This window comes from Deltaproteobacteria bacterium HGW-Deltaproteobacteria-2, from assembly GCA_002840505.1.
In the GTDB taxonomy this organism is placed as follows: Bacteria; Desulfobacterota; Syntrophia; order Syntrophales; family Smithellaceae; genus Smithella.
On the sequence record PHBC01000001.1, the window covers coordinates 375,901 to 394,413 of the forward strand.

An 18,513-nucleotide genomic window follows, 5' to 3' on the forward strand; every position below is an offset into this window, starting at 1 on the left:
AAAAAGAGAATATAGTATTATGGCAACTCAAAGAAAAAATCCCTTTCTTTGTTTTGTCGGCGGTTTTCACCATCATCACGCTTTATGCTCAATATAGACCAAATGTAATTCACTTTCCTTTGGGTTCCCGGATTGCCAACGCGCTTGTTTCTTTTGTGGTTTATATGGGAAAGACATTCTGGCCTCATGACTTGGCCGTTTTTTATCCTTTTGTGGATTCACTTCCCGCATGGCAGGTCTTGGGGGCTGTCTTGCTGATTATCTTTATCAGTCTCGCCGTCATTTTAATGGTGAGACGATCACCATATCTCTTTGTGGGATGGCTGTGGTATGCAATAATTCTTCTGCCGGTTATCGGAGTCATTCAGGTCAACTCCCAAGCTATGGCAGATCGTTATACATATCTGCCGCTAATTGGCATCGGCATCATGCTGGCCTGGGGCATTCCGCTTTTATTCCAAAGCACAGATATACGTAAAATTATTTTATTTCCGGCAGGAATAGCCGTCATTGTAGTATTAGCAGTCGTATCATGGCATCAATGTGGTTACTGGGAAAACGATGTTAAACTTTTTAATCACATTTTGCATTCAACAAAAGATAATTTTCTGGCACACAACAATCTAGGCGCTGCCCTGTTTAAAAAAGGTAAATTCGAAGCGGCAATTAATCATTATAACAAAGCCATCAGAATAAAACCGGATATTGCTGTAATTTACCACAACAGAGCACGTGCTTATGCTAAACTCGGCCAGTATCAGCGCGCCGTTGAGGATTTCAGCGAAGCAATCCGCCAGAAACCGGATTACGCCGAAGCATACTACAATAGAGGAACTATTTACAGTATATTACATCAATATTCGTTAGCTATCATTGACTATAATCAGGCCGTCCGTATAAAACCGGATTACGCTGAGGTATACTATAACAGGGGTAATTCTTATGCTTACCTCGGTCAATATTCTCTGGCTATTGCAGATTATGGCAGCGCTATCGGCCTGAATCCCAATGACGCTCAGGCCCACTACAACAGAGGGACTATTTATGCTGCACTGGGCCAGTATCAGCCGGCTATTAAGGATTTTCAGAAAGCCATCTTCCTGAAACCTGATTATGAACAAGCCCACCAGTCATTGCGGTTGGCCCTGACAAAGCAACAGCAAAAACGTTAAATTATAGACTCTTTTTTTTCAGTATGCTTATTTGTAATATTTTCTGACAACGGCAGTAATCACACCGGCAATGCGTAGATCCGCGCGCGGGATGATTGTCGGATATTTGGAATTGGCTGCCTCAAGGGTTACAATTTTCCCGTTTTTGCAGAAATACTTCATCGTCCAGTTGCCGTCCACTTCGGCCAGAACTATATCGCCGTTTTTCGGATCTCTGTTGCTTTCCACAACAACCATATCTTTTTCTCTGATTCCCGCGTCAATCATGGAATCACCGGTAACAGAAAGTAAAAATGACGTTTCCGGATTTCTGACCAGATATTCATCAAAAGACACAATGCCCCGCAATTCTTCCTCCGCAGATGTGGGAATACCCGCGCAAACTTCTCCGGCAAGTTTTAACGCCCGCGGGTTGCGCGTCAAAGTTAAAAATCCTTTGGCATCTTTCTGCAAAATTCCGGCATCCACTAATTTAGCTACCCAGAAATGCACTACGCTCTTGGAACGCACCCCAATAATTTCAGCTATTTCCGAATACGTGGGCATTCTTCCGCGATCAAGGAAAAAAGCGGTGATTTTTTTCTCTACATCCTGTAAAGTTCTCTTGACTTTCATGAAATACATGATATAGAACGATCGTTCTATTGTCAAGCTTTAATTATTAATGAGACTCGCGGAAAACGAATCCCGACGAGTCGGGATGAAGCTTGAGGCGTTAGTCGAATTATCCCTGAGCGAAGCGAATGGGATTTGAAGCCAATCTTAATAAAAAGTTAACTTAATCGATTCGGAGAAATTTTGAACGAAAAGCTGATAACATTTTTGGCAACGGGATTTTACTCCGGACTTTCCCCTATCGCTCCCGGAACGGCGGGCACATTGGTAGGAGTTGTGATCTGCCTGCTTTGCCTGCCTATTCCCTGGATTCTGCGCTTAATTATTGTTTTTGCATTGTTTGCACTTTCCATTTACGTCGCAGGGCAGGCAGAAAATATTTATCAGAAAAAAGACGATCAGCGAATTGTCATTGACGAAATTATTGGTCTTCAAATAACGATGCTGCCGGTTGCGATAAACGGCCTTAATCTTTGCGCCGGTTTTGTGCTTTTCAGAATTTTTGATATTTTAAAACCCTTTCCCATCAGAAATTTGCAGGCATTACCAGGCGGATGGGGAGTTGTAATTGATGATGTCGCCGCCGGAATTTACGCCGCCGCAGCCTTGTGGCTATTGGGATATTTGTTCAAATTTTGATAATTTATTTTTCAGCATATGCGTAGACCGGCGGATGCCGGTGACATTATACAAAGCTGAAGGAGTGATATGAAAATCGGCATTCTCACAATCGGTAATGAACTTATGAACGGACGCATAAGCGATACAAACGCTTCCTTCATCGCTCGCGAAGCAAATCAGCAGGGCTGGAGTGTGGAAGCGATAATGTCCGTGGGTGATGATTTTGCTTTAATCAAAAACCGTCTGGTTTATTTGCTTTCCATGACCGACGCAGTAATCTGCTCCGGCGGTCTGGGACCAACTTCCGACGACATTACTACCGAGGCAATAGCCAAAGCTTTCGACCTTCCTTTATATACTGATGAAAATGTCCTGAATTTTATCAAAGAAATTTTCACCCAGTTCAATCTGCGCTGGGTAGATAACAACGCCAAGCAGGCCATGTTCCCGCAGGGAGCCGAAATTTTGCCCAACGCCAGAGGCACGGCGCCGGGTTTTTGCCTGCCCGTTAACGGAAAACTGATTTTTGTCATTCCCGGCGTTCCCGCCGAAGCGAAATTAATGGTGGTGAACGGTGTCATTCCGGCCCTGCGCAAACATTTTCCGCAGGATGAAAAATATATAGTCAAACAAACCATCAGGACCTTCGGGCTTTCCGAAGCCGCCGTGGATAACCAGGTTAAGGATATTGACTTCCAATCGCTGGGCGTGAACATCGGCTTTTATCCGGTGTTTCCCGAAAACCATATCGTCCTGATCGCGCAAAGTAAAAATCAGGACGAAGCTCGAAAAAATCTGCAAAAAGCACAGGACGAAGTATCGGCTCATGTGCAGGATTATATTTTCGCCTACGGCGAACAAATGCTTGAAGAAGTAATTGCCGGACTTTTAATTGACAAGAAACTGACCATCGCGGTGGCGGAATCCTGCACCGGCGGATTGATTACAAGCCGTCTCACCGATGTTTCCGGCAGTTCGGATTATCTGGAACGCGGGCTGGTGACTTACAGCAACGCCGCTAAAATCAGCATGTTGAGTGTTCCCGCCGAAGTCATCGAAAAGCACGGTGCGGTAAGCGAAGAAACCGCACGATTGATGGCCGAAGGCGTGCGCAAGCTTGCCGGAACGGACTTGGGGCTTTCCTCTACTGGCATTGCCGGACCGACTGGTGGCAGCAAGGAAAAACCTGTGGGTACTGTTTATATTGCGCTGGCTGATTCCCAAAAAACGATTTGCCGCCACTACTCATACCGCTGGGACCGGAAAAGGAATAAGGACATATTTTCCGAAACGGCGCTGTTTTTACTGAAAAATTATTTGCAGGGAAAACATTCATGACGATAAAAATGTAGTGTGTACCTCGCGTGACCTTCAGGTTATTAGGTACACTTATTCTTAAGTGTGGTGTTTTAGTAAAAGATTTACAATATGTCATTTCGAAGCGAAGCGAGAAATCTTAATGATTGTTAAAGTATAAAAGATATCTCCCGTTGGTCGATATGACAAAGGAAAGCTTAGTTTATGGCCGATAACGAAAAAAATATCCGCGCCTTTTTGGCCATTGAGCCGCCGGAAAATATTTTGCAGGAAATCTCCCGCATGCAGGATAAATTAAAACGCGAAATCAACGGCCGACTAAGCTGGACACGGCCGCAGGGTCAGCATCTGACTTTAAAATTTTTCGGCGACATTTCCAAAGAGGATATCAATAACGTTAGTGCCGCTGTGCAGAAGCGGATCGTTGCGGAGCAAAAACTGAATTTGAAAATTGAAAAGCTGGGTGTTTTTCCTGATGCCCGAAGACCAAGAGTTCTATGGTGCGGCGTTACAAGCGATGTGGAAAAGCTTATCATTCTTCAGAAAAAATTAGATGCTGATTTTGTGGCTCTTGGATTTCCCGCGGAAGATAGGTCTTTCAAGGCGCATCTGACTCTGGCGAGAATTAAAGACCCTCGCGACATCACAGGCATGAACGAAGCTCTAAAAAAACACGACAAGTTTACAGCCGGAGATTTTATTGTCGATAAATTGTTTTTGTTTCAGAGCAAGCTTTCTTCGCAGGGCGCTGTTTACACAAAACTAGCGGAATTTGCTTTGGGTGGATGATGGAGAAGAAACGGGTCAAGGGTCAAGTAGCAAGGGGAAAACTGTTCAGAGATCAGAGACAATAATTAGATTGCCACGTTTACTGTCGTGAACTCGCAATGACAAATGAAAATCGAAGTTGAAAATTGTAAATAATAAATTATAAAATAACAGGGTGAAGGAGGTTATTGTATTATGGCAGATATTGATAGATCAAAAGCCGTTGATTTGGCAATTACGCAGATAGAAAGACAGTTCGGCAAGGGTTCCATTATGAAGCTGGGCGGCGCGGAGGCGGTTGCCGATGTTCCGGCAATTTCCACAGGATCGCTTAGCCTCGATATAGCACTGGGAACGTTCGGCGTTCCGCGCGGCCGTGTCATCGAAATATACGGGCCGGAATCCGGCGGCAAAACAACGTTGGCTTTGCATATCGTCGCCGAGGCGCAAAAGAAAAACGGCATCGCCGCTTACATTGATGCTGAGCATGCTCTTGATGTCGGCTATGCCAAAAAAATAGGCGTAAATACCGATGACCTTCTTATTTCCCAGCCGGACACGGGCGAACAGGCGCTCGAAATCGCCGAAACTCTGGTTAGGAGCGGCGCGTTGGACGTTCTGGTGGTTGACTCAGTCGCCGCTCTGGTACCCAAGGCGGAACTCGAGGGCGAGATGGGCGACGCGCAGATGGGATTGCAGGCGCGTCTGATGTCGCAGGCTTTGCGCAAGCTCACCGGAAGCATCAGCAAATCCAAAACAACAGTAATTTTTATCAATCAATTGCGTATGAAAATAGGTGTATTCTTCGGCAATCCCGAAACAACCACCGGCGGTAACGCATTGAAATTCTATTCATCCCAGCGCTTGGACATCCGCAAGATGACTTCCATCAAAAACGGCCAGGAAGTGATCGGCTTTAGAACCAAAGTTAAAGTTGTAAAAAATAAGCTCGCCCCACCTTTCCGGGAAGCGGAATTTGATATAATCTTTGGCGAAGGAATTTCGCGCGAAGGCGATGTGCTGGATCTGGCGGCGGATAACGGCATCATCGAAAAAAGCGGTTCCTGGTATTCCTACAAAGGCGACCGCATAGGCCAGGGACGGGATAATTCTAGGATATTCTTAAAAGAAAATCCCGATTTGATGGCGCAGGTGGAAGCCGATGTCCGTGCCAAACTGGGTATAGTGCCGAAAGAACAGGAAGAATAATGTGAAAATTTTGGATTTGGCGGCAGCAAAGCAAAAGGCATATCGGCTTTTGTCCCTGCGGCCGCATTCAGAAAAAGAGCTGGAAAAGAAACTGCGGGAAAAAGGATTTCCCGCAGTTGTCATTAAAGAAACACTGGAAAAACTCCACGATTTGAAGTATCTCAATGACGCGTCTTTTGCCGCGGGATGGGCGCGCAATCTTGTTGTAAATAAACTTTGGGGAAACAAAAAGATCGTCCTGAGCCTGCGGGAAAAAGGCCTTGCGGCGGAATTGATAAATGTATCCATAGAGAAGGCGCGCGAGGAGTTGTCGGAAGAAGACGCGGTTGAAATTTTAATCAAAAAGAAAGCGGCGAAAAAGAAGCTTGCCACTTTTGATGTCAAAGAAAAACAAAGAATTTTTCAGAGCCTGATGGGACGGGGTTTTCCGCCGGGCCTGATTTTAAATAAACTGGGAAGGACAAAAAAGGAAGATATTGATGGCGAAGACTGGGAATGAAATCAGGGAAAGTTTTCTAAAATATTTCGAAAGCAAGGGGCATACAAAGGTAGCGAGTTCGTCGCTGATTCCCAAGGATGACCCCACACTGCTTTTCACCAACGCGGGAATGGTGCAGTTTAAAAATGCTTTCCTGGGACTGGAAAACAAAGGCTACACCAGAGCGGCATCCTGCCAGAAATGCGCGCGCGCGGGCGGCAAGCACAACGATCTGGAAAATGTCGGCGTTACCGCCCGCCATCATACCTTTTTCGAAATGCTCGGCAATTTTTCCTTCGGCGATTATTTCAAGGAAGAAGCTATCGCCTGGGCGTGGGAATATTTAATTGACGTGGTCAAGCTCCCCAAAGAAAAACTTTGGATAACAATTTATGAGGATGACAACGAGGCTTTTGAAATCTGGAATAAAAAAATGAAGGTGCCTGAAGACCGCATTGTCCGCATGGGAGAAAAAAGCAATTTCTGGATGATGGGAGAAACCGGCCCCTGCGGCCCCTGCTCCGAAATCCTTTACGATCAGGGGAAAGACACCGGCTGTGGCCGTCCCGAATGCGATGTCCATTGCGACTGCGACCGCCATCTGGAAATATGGAATCTTGTGTTCACCCAGTATGACCGCGATGAAGGTGGCAAATTAAATCCATTAGCCAAACCCAGCATCGATACCGGCATGGGACTGGAACGACTAACCGCTGTTATTCAAGGTTTCAAAAGCAATTACGACACAGACCTGTTCACCCCGATTATCCGCTTTATGGAGAAAATCTCCGGAAAGACTTACGGTAAGAACGCCGAAAATGATGTTTCCATCAGGGTTATTGCCGATCACAGCCGCGCGTTAACTTTCCTTATTGGCGACGGAATTACGCCCAGCAATGAAGGCCGCGGTTACGTGCTGAGGAGAATTCTGCGCCGCGCCGCTCGTCACGGGAAAATGCTCGGCATCAACAAACCATTTTTAAACGAAAGTGCTCAGGTCGTAATCGACATGATGAAGGGCGTTTATCCCGATCTGGTGGAGAAAGCCTCCTTCATTACCAAAATGATTTTAAATGAAGAACAGCGTTTTATGGAAACACTCGACGCGGGCCTGCGCATTCTCAACGACGAAACAGCCGCGTTGAAAAAAGAAGGTAAATCGGTCCTCCCCGGCACACTGGTTTTCAAACTTTACGATACTTACGGTTTCCCTACGGACTTGACCGCGGATATCGTCAAACGCGACGGTTTTACTCTGGACAATGATGGATTCGAAGCCGAAATGGAACAGCAGCGTGAACGCGCTCGCAGCGCCTGGAAAGGAAGCGGCGAAGAAGCAATCGCCGAATGCTATCTCAAAGCTTCGAGTTCGGGAATTGCCTCTGAATTCTGCGGCTATGAAACGACCAACAAAGAAAACGCCAAAGTACTGGCGATATTCGTCGACGGCAAACCGGCAGACTTAGCGCGCGAGGGCCAGAGAGCTGAAATCGTTTTGGATACTACCCCTTTTTATGGAGAATCGGGTGGACAGGCAGGTGACACAGGTTTTCTTGATGGTGCCGGATTTAACTTTAAGGTTAATGACACTAAGAAACCCGTGGAAAATTTTATCGTCCACAAAGGTATTGTACTAAAAGGTGAGATTAAAATCGGCGCAAAAGCAAAGTTGATCGTTGACGAAGAGAGACGAAAAGCCATTGCCGCCAATCATTCCGGCACGCACATTTTGCAGGCGGCGCTCAAAGCCGTGCTGGGCGATCACATCAAACAATCCGGTTCACAGGTTAACGCGGAAGGATTGAGGTTTGACTTCACCCATTTTTCCAAAATCAGCGATGAGGAAATGCTGAGGATTGAAGAAATCGCCAATGACATGATTCGCAAAAATGTAGAAGTGAATACGGAAGTCTGCGCGTTGGAAGACGCGCTCAAAACCGGCGCTACAGCCGTGTTTGATGAAAAATACGGCGCGACCGTGCGCATCGTGAAAATGGGCGAAATGAGCATGGAACTTTGCGGCGGCACACATGTAAAACGCACCGGTGACATCGGCTTTTTAAAAGTTGTCCATGAATCGGCAATTGCCGCGGGCGTGCGCAGAATCGAAGCCGTCACCGGCAGGGAAGCTCTCACGCGCATTCAAAAAGCGGAAGAAGAATTGAAACGCACGGCAGGATTGTTTAAATCCGGTCAACTGGAAGTCTATGACCGCACCGAAAAAATACTCAAGCATACAAAGGAACTGGAAAAAGAAATCGAGGCGCTGAAAGGAAAACTCGCCGCCAAGGACTCCGGCGACCTGATGAATCAGATAAAGGAAATCAATGGCGTCAAAGTGCTGGCGGTGGAAGTAAGCATTGCCGATACCAAAACATTGCGCGACTTCGGCGATAAATTGCGTGACAAGCTGGCATCCGGTGTTATTCTTCTGGGCAGCAAAGCCGGTGAAAAAGCAATGCTGTTATGTATGGTGACGAAGGATTTAGCCGGAAAATATCACGCCGGAAATATTATCAAGGAACTGGCTCCATTGGTCGGCGGCAGCGGTGGCGGACGTCCCGATATGGCTCAAGCCGGCGGAACCCAACCGGAAAATTTAGAAAAAGTATTTCCAGCGTTGGAGAAGCTGCTGGCTAAATAACCAAAATATTGTCATACCGGCGCAGGCCGGTATCCACTTTTATATTAATTCTGGATTCCCGCCTTCGCGGGAATGACAAGAAATACTTGTGATGAATATAATATGGTTGTCTCAGTAATACTTGCCCATCCTGACCCGAAAAGCTTCAACCACGCCATCGCTAAAACGGCGGTTGAGGCGCTGAAATCTAATGGGCACAAAGTTATTTTTCATGACCTCTATCAGGAAAAGTTCGATCCCCTGCTCCACGCCGCAGAAATAGCGATAGACGCCAAACTGCCTGCTAAAATAGAAAAGCATTGCGCAGAAATCGCGGCGGCAGATGGAATAGTTATTGTGCATCCGAACTGGTGGGGTCAGCCCCCGGCAATCCTCAAAGGCTGGGTTGATCGCGTAATTCGTCCCGGTGTGGCTTACGAGTTTCTGGAAGGCGACTCCGGCGAAGGCGTTCCCAAAGGATTGCTCAAAGCTAAAGCGGCACTGGTTTTTAACACCTCCAACACAAAAACCCACAGAGAAAAGAAAGCTTTCGGCGATCCGCTGGAGACTATATGGAAGAATTGCATCTTCGGCCTCTGCGGTGTCAACAATTTTCACCGCCGGATGTTCAATGTCATTGTCACCAGCACGGATAAACATCGCAAAAAATGGCTGGAATCAGTTACAAAGGATATTAATAAATTCTTTACCAAGATTTGATAAGCGGCTAAAGTTCTTTTGCAAATTTCAAGGAGGTATAAGTTATGGAATCAATATTCAACATCACCTTTGACGGCAATAAAAAAGTGTCGGCGCATTTTCGTGACTTTACGGTTTATACAGATCAGCCGGTGGCGGTCGGTGGAGAAAATACAGCGCCCTCGCCTCTTGAAATCTTTCTATCCACTATCGGAACTTGCGCCGGATTTTATGTCGCATCATTCTGCCAATCACGTTCTATCCCCATGGATAACATGAGTATCATGCAAACGGTTTTTCGCAATGACACCACGCACATGGTGGAAAAGATAACTTTGGATATAGTTCTACCGCCCGACTTTCCGGAAAAGTACAAGGCTGCCGTGATTAAAGCCGCTGATACCTGCTCGGTGAAAAAACATTTACTGAATCCGCCGGAAATACAGGTCAACACAAAAGTCCAGTAAACCCCGTTAGAAAGTCTTCGACTTTCCAACGGGTAGGCTCACACGGGGCATTAAATCCCGTGTTTACTAATAAAGGCAAAACTATCATCCCCGCTACAAACAGCGGGGCTTTCTAACGGGGTAAAAGGAGGCATGAAATGACAACAGGAAAAAAGAAGAAAGAAACTCTTAAACCTCTTTCCGGAAAAACAGCAATTGTCACCGGCGCCAGTTCCGGCATTGGATGTGCCACAGCGCTGACATTGGCAGAGGCGGGCGTGGCGGTAGTTATTCAGGCACGACGCAAAGACAGACTCGCTAAAGTTGTCTCGGATATTCAGGCAAAAGGCGGCAAAGCTCTGGCTTTGGCAGGTGATGCAAGCCTGACTTCCGATATAGACAGGTTGTTGGAACAGACGTTAGAATGGAAAGACGGAGGGCGCAAATGCGATATTGTTGTGGTCAACGCCGGACGCGGATTGGCGGGCGGCACACTGGCCAGCGATAACTACCAATGGGAAGAGGTTTATAATACCAATGTGCTTGGCGCTGCTTACCTGATGCGCTCCGCAGCCAAATATTTTATCGGACGTAAGAAAGGAGATATTGTTGCAATTGGTTCCGTGGTGGGACGAAACATTTCACCATTTAGCGCTTTTTATGGCTCCAGTAAATTCGCCGTCGGTGCTATCGCTGAAGGCCTGCGTCAGGAAGTTTGCGCACATGGCGTACGGGTGTCTCTGGTCATGCCTGGTATTGTTGTAAGCGAATTTCAGAAAGTGGCTGGTTACGATGAAAATAATTTTTATAAAGGAATCGCTCATATGGGCAAACTGCTCAAGCCGCAGGCAATAGCCGACGGCATCTGTTGGCTGCTGACCCAGCCCCCTAATGTGAATGTGAGCGAGATTATGATTAGACCGACAGGGCAGAACTATCCATGACGACTTTGAAAAAATGTCCCCGGCATACGCCGGGCTGCGCATATGTATCAAAGAATGTCATTGCATATCCGCCGCTGGCGGAGGTGTCACGCAGTGACGGAGGTGGATCAGACATTTAAAAAAGTCCACCCCCTACCCCCACCAGCGGGGGACACACAAAACGTATAATAACAGGAACGTTAATCGCAACAATTTCTTGCATTCAGGAATCGTCGCCTCGATATCATCTTTGATTTAAGTGGAACATATTAAGATTGCCACGTTCACTTGCGTGAACTCACAATGACAGATAAGGTAAGAAAACATAATGAATATCATGGCAAACGAAATCAGCAAACGCCTGCGGAAAATGGGAGATAAAGAAGACGCCAGATTCCTGCAGGGATTTTTCAAAACCGGCAAAGGTCAGTATGGCGAAGGAGATATTTTTCTAGGCATCCGCGTTCCAGCAGTGCGGAAGCTGGCCCAAGAATACAAAGACCTGCCGCACAAGGAAATATTATCGCTCATGCAATCTCCTTATCACGAAGTCAGACTCTTCGCGCTCATTTCGTTTGTCAATGCCTTCGCCAAAGGCGATGAAATAATTCAAAAGAAAGTCTACGACCTTTACCTGGCGAATACCAGATACATCAACAATTGGGATCTGGTGGATATTTCAGCACCCAAAATTGTGGGAGCTTATTTGTTCACGAAAAGCAGAAAGCCGCTCTATCAACTGGTAAAATCAAAAAGTCTTTGGGAACGACGCATCGCCGTGCTCTCAACTTTCTGCTTTATAAAAAACAACGAGTTCGCTGACGCGCTTAAGATTGCCGAAATCTTATTGAAAGATAAAGAAGATTTAATTCACAAGGCCACCGGCTGGATGTTGCGCGAAGTCGGCAAACGCGACACGCAATGCGCGGAAGAATTCTTAAAAAAACATTGCCGGACAATGCCTCGCACCATGCTGCGCTACGCGATAGAAAGATTTTCTCCATCAAAAAGATATAAATATTTAAATGGAGGATGAGGAATTCGAGCCACCGGTAATTCAACAAATCATTGACCGCAACCAACCTTTGATATAAACGCATTTAAAAGAAATCAGCAATCGATTTTAATAACATGTCGTATTCAAAGGATAACGCGGCGACGAGGAGGGGGCGACGAGGCGTATAAATAATACGTTGAGGAAGCCGACGACGCAGCCAACAAAGTTAGCCGAAGAAGACGACTTATTATAAGGAGATAACATGGACATTTTAACCAATAAAGCAAACGGCATTCTTACTATAACATTTAACAGGCCCGAAAAGAAAAATGCGATTACCGCGGCAATGTACCAGATCATTGCCGACGCGCTGAAGGACGCGGAAAGCAACGCAGAAGTGCGCGTGATTCTGATTACCGGCACGCAGGAAATATTCACGGCAGGCAATGACCTCGATGATTTTTTGCAAAACCCACCTCAAAGTACAGAAAGTCCCGTGTATCAATTTATTCAGAGTCTTATCCATACCACCAAACCGGTAATAGCAGCGGTTGCCGGTCCTGCAGTAGGTATCGGCACAACTCTATTGCTGCATTGCGATCTTGTCTATGCGGCGGAAAACGCCAGATTTTCAATGCCATTCGCCAAGCTGGGGCTTTGCCCGGAATTCGCTTCCAGTCTTGTGTTACCGCAAATCGCCGGTTACCAGCGTGCAGCAGAAAAGTTGATGCTGGGTGAGCCATTTTCAGCGCAGGAGGCATATGCGATGGGATTCGTAAACAAGGTGTTGCCGACTGCCGAATTGCTCGCGTTTGCACAGGCTCAGGCAGCTAAATTGGTGGCATTGCCGGCATCCTCACTAAGGGCAACTAAACATTTAATGAAGAGTAAGCATACAGCCGCCATCAATGCCCAAATAGAAGAAGAGAGCATCCTTTTCGGCGAAATGCTGGTAGCAAAGGAAGCGAAAGAAGCATTCATTGCATTCTTCGAGAAACGTAAGCCGGATTTTACCAAGTTTAAGTAATACCTTTTCGTTTTCACCGGTAAGCTTCGCCCAAGGGAAAGCGACTCGAAACGAATTAACGTATTTTATGATAATCAACAGAAGAGCATCTATCCCTAATAGTGACAGTACGATTACCGCCCCTATTAGGAGATAGATTAGGGCTGTAATGCTGTTTGAAAAAATCTGTGTACTTACAAATATTTTATTCAGGATTATATTTAAAAGATACTCTCAATTTTGCGCGATATTCGACAACCTTCCCTTTTTCGATTCTCATATCGAGCTCTTTAACTTCGGCAACTCTTATGTCCTTCAAACTTTTTGCCGTTACCTCAACAGCTTTTTTAGCAGCATCTTCCCACGATTTGTCGCTGCCTCCGATAATTTCGATTACCTTATAAACGCTACTCATAATTTTCCTCCTTTCTTTTTTGGTTTGGTTTGATAAAAAAAGACTACTTTAACATACCTTCTTCGAACCGAAACAAATAAGCATGGAAAACCCGAAGCAAGTTTTGGAAATAGATTCCGCGGCAGGATGCTTAGTATTATATCAGATTACCTGTAAAATGTTACAGAAGAAAAATTCCGGCAATTACGTTTACGCCATCAGCCAGAGGTAAATACGGCCATTGATTCCCCTGAATCCTGCCCGAAACTTGCGAACAAAGGTTATTATTGTTGTAATCCTGTCACTTAAGCCCCAAACAAATACATTACATAAGATATTAATAATATTATTTTTTATTCCAAGTCTCCTCCGGATATTTCCACTAAATAATACAAATTTGAACTAAAATTATTAAATTCGTACAATTTTTGTTTGACAATAATGTCATTTAAAAGTAGGAATACGGCAAACGATTGCCGATGGTCTTATGAAACAACTTTTTAAACCGGAAGACATAGAAAGAAAAGTTATCCTGATCTTAAAGATTCTGAACGAAAGTCCGGAGCCTATGGGCGCTCGTGTAATTGCCCGGCTGATGAAAGAACGCAATGTCCAGCTAAGCGAAAGGACTGTCCGCTACCATCTTGGACTTACGGATGAAAGAGGATTGACAAAACTTATCGGAAGGCGTGACGGAAGAATCATTACCAGCCTGGGGCAAGACGAAATCAACAACGCGCGTGTTCAGGACAAGATCGGACTCTCCATCTCCCGCATTGATGTCCTCTCTTTTAAAACAACTTTTGACCTCAAAAAGATGCACGGCCTGACGCCTGTTAATATTTCCTTCTTTCCGCAGGATCAATTCAAGAAAGCTATGGCAGCGATGAAACCTGTTTTCAAGAAGAATCTTGCGGTAAGTTCCCGCGTGGCAATTGCCCCGGCAGGAAAATCGCTGGGAGACATTATCGTTCCCGAAGGGAAAATAGGCCTGGCAACCGTTTGCAGTATTTTGATCAACGGTGTCCTTTTAAAACATGGAATTCCTATCGATTCCAAATTCGGCGGGATTCTCCAGGTAAAAAACAGTGAACCATTAAGATTTGTCGAACTGATTCATTATGCCGGTTCATCACTTGATCCGTCGGAAATATTTATCCGCGGCAAAATGACATCGGTGGGACAGGTAGTGGAAAAAGGCGAAGGAAAAATTCTGGCTAACTTCCGTGAAATACCGGCGCTGAGCCGCAATCTGGTTGAAGATATCAAAGGTCACCTGATCAGAGCCGGAATTAATGGTGTGCTTTCCATCGGCAGCACCGGAAATCCGATTGGACAAACGAATGTAGACTTAAACAAAGTGGGGATGATTCTTGTCGGCGGATTGAATCCGGTGGCCAAAGCTTACGAAGAAGGTTTTGACGTGGATAACAAGGCCATGTCCACCGTAATGGAATTTGAAGATCTGCAAAGTATTGAGGAAATTTAATTAATAATAAACAATTTTTTAAAGGAGGATTTAAACATGTCAGTAATTAAAGATGTTATTGCCAAAGTCAAACAAACCGATCCCAACCAGCCGGAGTTTCATCAGGCTGTTGAAGAAGTTATGGAGACATTGGAACCTACAGTAAAAAAACACCCGGAATACGTCAAGGCCAATATCTATGAACGACTTGTGGAACCGGAAAGAGCCATGCAATTCAGAGTTCCCTGGGTAGATGATAAAGGTAATGTTATCGTTAACAGAGGATTCCGCGTTCAGTTCAATAACGCCATAGGCCCTTTCAAAGGCGGTCTGCGCTTTCATCCTTCAGTCAATCTGGGAATCATCAAATTCCTGGGCTTTGAACAAATATTAAAAAATGCTCTGACCACACTGCCGATGGGCGGTGCAAAAGGCGGTTCCGATTTCGATCCCAAGGGAAAATCGGACGGAGAGGTAATGCGTTTCTGCCAGGCTTTCATGCGTGAATTATTCCGTCATATCGGCGCTGATGTTGACGTTCCCGCGGGCGATATTGGTGTCGGGGGCCGTGAAATCGGTTATCTGTATGGTTATTACAAAAAAATCCGCAATGAACACACCGGCGTTCTTACCGGCAAGGGAATGTCCTACGGCGGAAGTTTGATTCGTCCGGAAGCTACGGGATACGGCACAACCTATTTCGCCGCGGAAATGCTGGCCACCCGCAAGCTGAATTTTAAAGGTAAAACGGTCGCCATCAGCGGCGCCGGCAACGTTGCCCAGTATGCAGTGGAAAAAGTAACCCAACTGGGTGGAAAAGTCATTTCTCTTTGCGATTCATCAGCGACTATCATTGATGAATCCGGTATCGACAATAAGAAATGTAATTACGTGCTGGAATTGAAAAATGTCAGACGCGGCCGCATCAGTGAATACGCTGATAAGTATAAGGCCACTTGCTTCGAAGGCAAAAACGTTTGGGATGTCATCCGTGAACAGGGCATCAAAGTGGATATCGCTCTGCCCTGCGCGACACAAAATGAAATTAACGGAAAGAATGCCGCGGCTCTCGTGAAAAACGGATGTATCTGCGTAGCTGAAGGAGCCAATATGCCCTCCACTCCTGAAGCTATTAATATTTTCCAGGATAAGAAAATCCTTTATGGTCCCGGTAAGGCGGCCAACGCTGGCGGCGTGGCCACATCCGGCCTGGAAATGAGCCAGAACAGCATGAGATATTTATGGACGAGCGAAGAAGTTGACAACCGCCTGCTCCTGATCATGAAGAGCATTCACAAGAATTGCTATGACACGGCGGAAGCCTACGGAAAGAAAGGCGACTATGTAACCGGCGCTAACATTGCCGGATTCACAAAGGTTGCTGATGCGATGCTGGCCTACGGTATAGTGTAATACCATTCCGCCTGGAAGTTCCCGCCCAAAAGGCGGGAATTCCCGGCAAGGTTAGTTTTAATTTTATTATGCGCTCCCCTGCGGGATGCGCCCCCGGTCTTCGGCTAACTTTGTTGGCATCGTCGTCGGCTTCCTCAACGTATTATCATATACGCCTGCGGAGCCTCCTCCTTGCCGCCGCGTTAGCCTTTGAACGCGAAATGGCATAAAAAATTTAAGGCCGCAGCATGACAAGTGCTGCGGCCTTCTTTTATGTTTTCCATTTACTATTCACTCTTCACTATTCACTATTCACGTCTTTTACTAAACCTCCAATCATCTAATCTTCTAATCATCTGATTTTCTCCCCCTTTACATTTACTCCAAGGAAAAATGATTTGACCCACTTGTCTTCCTATGCCATAATACATCTAACATTAAGATTAGTTAGCCCAAACAAGTGATAACTGATTTTTTTGTATTCTGATTTTCCTGAACTCTCTTTAGCCTTTGATTTGCGACCAAGTATAATCTTTTAAGCAGCGAGGTGCCGTTAATCAAAAGGAGGATTCTTCCATGCGAAAAGAGTATTCCATGCAGTTAACCGACGAAGAGAAGGCAATTCTGGAAGGCAAACAGGGCAATACAATGCGCAAAGCACTCGAATCAGTAGTGCTTTATGGTCAGATTTTTGGCGCGCAAAAGCTTGCCCCCATTGAGGAAAGTGTTCACCTGGTGACATCTTTCGGCATACCGCTTCTCAAACCGGTATTTTCCCTTATGGATGAATTAATTGCCGCGGGATTAAAAACAGCCCAACCGTTCACCGTTGATCCCCGCCCCATGGATTTCAAAAATGTTCCTGCAAATATCCTCGAAAAATTCATATTCAAAAAAATAATGTACGAAAAACAGGCGCAATACGAAGAACAATTGCGCAAGGTGGGACTCAAAGACAACAAGTCTTTTACCTGCACCTGCTACATGGAAGAAGTCGGCAACATTCCTCGTAAAGGTAAGATTCTGGCATGGGCCGAATCTTCAGCTGTTGTATATGCCAATTCCGTTTTGGGCGCCCGCTCCAACCGCAACTCCGGAGTACTCGAACTGCTTTGCGGCATTACGGGACGCGCTCCCGTGTTCGGGTTACTGACCGATGAAGGCCGTCAGGCCGGCTGGTTGGTTGAAGTAAAAACAAAATCCCTGCCGGAGGCTCAGATACTGGGCAGCGCAATCGGCATGAAGGTAATGGAAGAAGTTCCTTTTATCAGCGGTTTAAATACTTTTCTGGGGAATGATCTCAATCAGCGCGTCAAAGATTATCTAAAGGATATGGGCGCTGCCTCGGCCAGCAATGGTGCGGTTGGCCTTTATCATGTTGAAGGGCTTACTCCCGAAGCCGTGTCTTTGTCACGCAGCTTATTGAAGCAGGAATACCGATCCTATGTGATAGATGATGCCGAATTAAAGAGAGTATATGATGGATACCCTTTAATGTGGAAAAATCCGTCGGCAAAGCCGAAGCTTTGTTTTATCGGCTGTCCTCATCTGAGCCTCAAGCAGATATACGAATGGCTGGAACGTTTCGAAGAGGAACTTAAATCAACAGGGGAAAAGAAGATCGTGGTTGCCACAATCATGACTGCCGCTCCCGCTGTTGTTGATGCCTTCAAAAAAGATGAAAAGGCTTATTCGCGATTAACAGGCATCGGCGCGCACCTTACGTCAATCTGTCCGCTCATGTACATGAACAATCCTCTGTGCAGTAAAAAAGCTGTGATTACCAATTCGAACAAATTACGGACATATACAACGGCGCGTTATTTTACCGATGCCGAAATTACGAACATCGCGACGAAAGGAGTAATCCATGACTGAGAAAAGCAGAGAATTCAAAGGCAGAGTTATCATGGCCGGCAGCTTATCCGGCGAGGCGGTTGTATCCAGAAAAGGATTCAACACACTGGCCTCTTTTCAGAAAGACGCGATGGCCAAGAAAAAAATCATGAAATGTTCCGATCAAAACAATACCGATATATTCGGCAAAATACTGACAGGTAAGATTCTGTGTCTGCCTAAAACAATCGGTTCCACCACCGGCGGTATGATCCTGCAAACCGTTGCTTCCATGGGCTCGGCTCCAGCGGCGATGCTCTTTTCCGAAGCAATAGATTCTCTGGCGGCGGCGGGAGTCGTCCTGGCCGATGTATGGAACGACAACCGTATTGTTACCATTGATAATCTTGGTACAGAATTTCTCGCCTGTGTTGAGCAGGGCCAGAAGGTAGATATCTTTGAAGACGGCAGAGTCATTGTTCATGAATGACAAAAAATATCCGGCAAATATCCCCCCCATCAGATTAATTAAACTATGTGAGGTTGATT

The 18,513-nt window shown here is 45.8% G+C and carries 18 protein-coding genes; 16 read left to right on the plus strand and 2 right to left on the minus strand.

Annotated elements, in window-relative coordinates; all coding sequences use genetic code 11:
- Positions 1 to 1,172, plus strand: a 1,172-nt coding sequence (locus CVU62_01715; GenBank protein PKN38941.1) for a hypothetical protein, incomplete at its 5' end; no start/stop codon positions are given.
- A gap of 27 nt (positions 1,173 to 1,199) precedes the next feature.
- On the opposite strand, the gene lexA is transcribed toward CVU62_01715, so the two are convergent.
- On the minus strand, positions 1,200 to 1,796 hold the full coding sequence (lexA, locus tag CVU62_01720; protein ID PKN38942.1) for a repressor LexA: 597 nt from the start codon (positions 1,794 to 1,796) through the stop codon (positions 1,200 to 1,202).
- Positions 1,797 to 1,970: 174 nt separating this feature from the next.
- Between lexA and CVU62_01725 the strand changes: the two genes are divergently transcribed.
- From CVU62_01725 to CVU62_01775, 11 genes are all read left to right on the plus strand, one after another.
- On the plus strand, positions 1,971 to 2,426 hold the full coding sequence (locus tag CVU62_01725; protein PKN38943.1) for a phosphatidylglycerophosphatase A: 456 nt from the start codon (positions 1,971 to 1,973) through the stop codon (positions 2,424 to 2,426).
- A gap of 69 nt (positions 2,427 to 2,495) precedes the next feature.
- On the plus strand, positions 2,496 to 3,746 hold the full coding sequence (locus tag CVU62_01730) for a competence/damage-inducible protein A (protein PKN38944.1): 1,251 nt from the start codon (positions 2,496 to 2,498) through the stop codon (positions 3,744 to 3,746).
- A 183-nt stretch (positions 3,747 to 3,929) separates the two neighbouring features.
- Positions 3,930 to 4,514: an RNA 2',3'-cyclic phosphodiesterase gene (locus CVU62_01735; GenBank protein ID PKN38945.1), complete on the plus strand. Its 585-nt coding sequence runs from the start codon at positions 3,930 to 3,932 to the stop codon at positions 4,512 to 4,514.
- Positions 4,515 to 4,688: 174 nt separating this feature from the next.
- Positions 4,689 to 5,702, plus strand: coding sequence for a recombinase RecA (recA, locus tag CVU62_01740; GenBank protein ID PKN38946.1), 1,014 nt, complete (start codon positions 4,689 to 4,691; stop codon positions 5,700 to 5,702).
- 1 nt (position 5,703) lies between these two features.
- Positions 5,704 to 6,201 (plus strand): hypothetical protein, encoded by a 498-nt coding sequence (locus CVU62_01745; protein ID PKN38947.1) that lies wholly within the window; start codon positions 5,704 to 5,706, stop codon positions 6,199 to 6,201.
- The gene (locus CVU62_01750) at positions 6,182 to 8,824 is read left to right on the plus strand and encodes an alanine--tRNA ligase (GenBank protein PKN38948.1); all 2,643 of its coding nucleotides are present in this window, start codon (positions 6,182 to 6,184) and stop codon (positions 8,822 to 8,824) included. The genes CVU62_01745 and CVU62_01750 overlap by 20 nt, the downstream gene beginning before the upstream one ends.
- A 102-nt stretch (positions 8,825 to 8,926) precedes the next feature.
- The gene (locus tag CVU62_01755; protein ID PKN38949.1) at positions 8,927 to 9,523 is read left to right on the plus strand and encodes an NAD(P)H dehydrogenase; all 597 of its coding nucleotides are present in this window, start codon (positions 8,927 to 8,929) and stop codon (positions 9,521 to 9,523) included.
- A 44-nt stretch (positions 9,524 to 9,567) separates the two neighbouring features.
- Positions 9,568 to 9,969 (plus strand): osmotically inducible protein C, encoded by a 402-nt coding sequence (locus tag CVU62_01760; protein PKN38950.1) that lies wholly within the window; start codon positions 9,568 to 9,570, stop codon positions 9,967 to 9,969.
- Positions 9,970 to 10,106: 137 nt separating this feature from the next.
- Positions 10,107 to 10,892: a short-chain dehydrogenase gene (locus tag CVU62_01765; protein ID PKN38951.1), complete on the plus strand. Its 786-nt coding sequence runs from the start codon at positions 10,107 to 10,109 to the stop codon at positions 10,890 to 10,892.
- A gap of 307 nt (positions 10,893 to 11,199) precedes the next feature.
- Complete coding sequence (locus CVU62_01770) at positions 11,200 to 11,907, plus strand: DNA alkylation repair protein (GenBank protein PKN38952.1); 708 nt, start codon at positions 11,200 to 11,202, stop codon at positions 11,905 to 11,907.
- Between the two features lie 223 nt (positions 11,908 to 12,130).
- On the plus strand, positions 12,131 to 12,895 hold the full coding sequence (locus tag CVU62_01775; protein PKN38953.1) for an enoyl-CoA hydratase: 765 nt from the start codon (positions 12,131 to 12,133) through the stop codon (positions 12,893 to 12,895).
- A gap of 184 nt (positions 12,896 to 13,079) precedes the next feature.
- Here the strand turns inward: CVU62_01775 and CVU62_01780 are convergent, their stop codons facing one another.
- Complete coding sequence (locus tag CVU62_01780; GenBank protein PKN38954.1) at positions 13,080 to 13,289, minus strand: transporter; 210 nt, start codon at positions 13,287 to 13,289, stop codon at positions 13,080 to 13,082.
- A gap of 466 nt (positions 13,290 to 13,755) precedes the next feature.
- On the opposite strand from CVU62_01780, the gene CVU62_01785 reads away from it, so the two are divergent.
- The 4 genes from CVU62_01785 to CVU62_01800 all read left to right on the plus strand — a co-directional run bounded on the left by CVU62_01785 (position 13,756) and on the right by CVU62_01800 (position 18,454).
- Entirely contained in the window at positions 13,756 to 14,757 is a 1,002-nt protein-coding gene (locus CVU62_01785; protein PKN38955.1) for a hypothetical protein, read from the plus strand.
- A 36-nt stretch (positions 14,758 to 14,793) separates the two neighbouring features.
- A complete protein-coding gene (locus tag CVU62_01790; GenBank protein PKN38956.1) occupies positions 14,794 to 16,149 on the plus strand; it encodes an NADP-specific glutamate dehydrogenase in 1,356 nt (451 codons plus the stop codon).
- Between the two features lie 573 nt (positions 16,150 to 16,722).
- The gene (locus tag CVU62_01795) at positions 16,723 to 18,006 is read left to right on the plus strand and encodes a hypothetical protein (GenBank protein ID PKN39443.1); all 1,284 of its coding nucleotides are present in this window, start codon (positions 16,723 to 16,725) and stop codon (positions 18,004 to 18,006) included.
- Positions 17,999 to 18,454, plus strand: coding sequence for a hypothetical protein (locus tag CVU62_01800; protein PKN38957.1), 456 nt, complete (start codon positions 17,999 to 18,001; stop codon positions 18,452 to 18,454). Before CVU62_01795 ends, CVU62_01800 begins: the two co-directional genes overlap by 8 nt.
- The last annotated feature ends 59 nt before the right edge of the window (positions 18,455 to 18,513 follow it).

Coding starts and splice junctions, on each gene's coding strand:
- lexA (PKN38942.1), bottom strand. CDS start 1,796: ATGTATTTCATGAAAGTCAAGAGAACTTTACAGGATGTAGAGAAAAAA.
- CVU62_01730 (PKN38944.1), top strand. CDS start 2,496: ATGAAAATCGGCATTCTCACAATCGGTAATGAACTTATGAACGGACGC.
- CVU62_01735 (PKN38945.1), top strand. CDS start 3,930: ATGGCCGATAACGAAAAAAATATCCGCGCCTTTTTGGCCATTGAGCCG.
- recA (PKN38946.1), top strand. CDS start 4,689: ATGGCAGATATTGATAGATCAAAAGCCGTTGATTTGGCAATTACGCAG.
- CVU62_01750 (PKN38948.1), top strand. CDS start 6,182: ATGGCGAAGACTGGGAATGAAATCAGGGAAAGTTTTCTAAAATATTTC.
- CVU62_01755 (PKN38949.1), top strand. CDS start 8,927: ATGGTTGTCTCAGTAATACTTGCCCATCCTGACCCGAAAAGCTTCAAC.
- CVU62_01760 (PKN38950.1), top strand. CDS start 9,568: ATGGAATCAATATTCAACATCACCTTTGACGGCAATAAAAAAGTGTCG.
- CVU62_01765 (PKN38951.1), top strand. CDS start 10,107: ATGACAACAGGAAAAAAGAAGAAAGAAACTCTTAAACCTCTTTCCGGA.
- CVU62_01770 (PKN38952.1), top strand. CDS start 11,200: ATGAATATCATGGCAAACGAAATCAGCAAACGCCTGCGGAAAATGGGA.
- CVU62_01775 (PKN38953.1), top strand. CDS start 12,131: ATGGACATTTTAACCAATAAAGCAAACGGCATTCTTACTATAACATTT.
- CVU62_01780 (PKN38954.1), bottom strand. CDS start 13,289: ATGAGTAGCGTTTATAAGGTAATCGAAATTATCGGAGGCAGCGACAAA.
- CVU62_01785 (PKN38955.1), top strand. CDS start 13,756: ATGAAACAACTTTTTAAACCGGAAGACATAGAAAGAAAAGTTATCCTG.
- CVU62_01790 (PKN38956.1), top strand. CDS start 14,794: ATGTCAGTAATTAAAGATGTTATTGCCAAAGTCAAACAAACCGATCCC.
- CVU62_01795 (PKN39443.1), top strand. CDS start 16,723: ATGCAGTTAACCGACGAAGAGAAGGCAATTCTGGAAGGCAAACAGGGC.
- CVU62_01800 (PKN38957.1), top strand. CDS start 17,999: ATGACTGAGAAAAGCAGAGAATTCAAAGGCAGAGTTATCATGGCCGGC.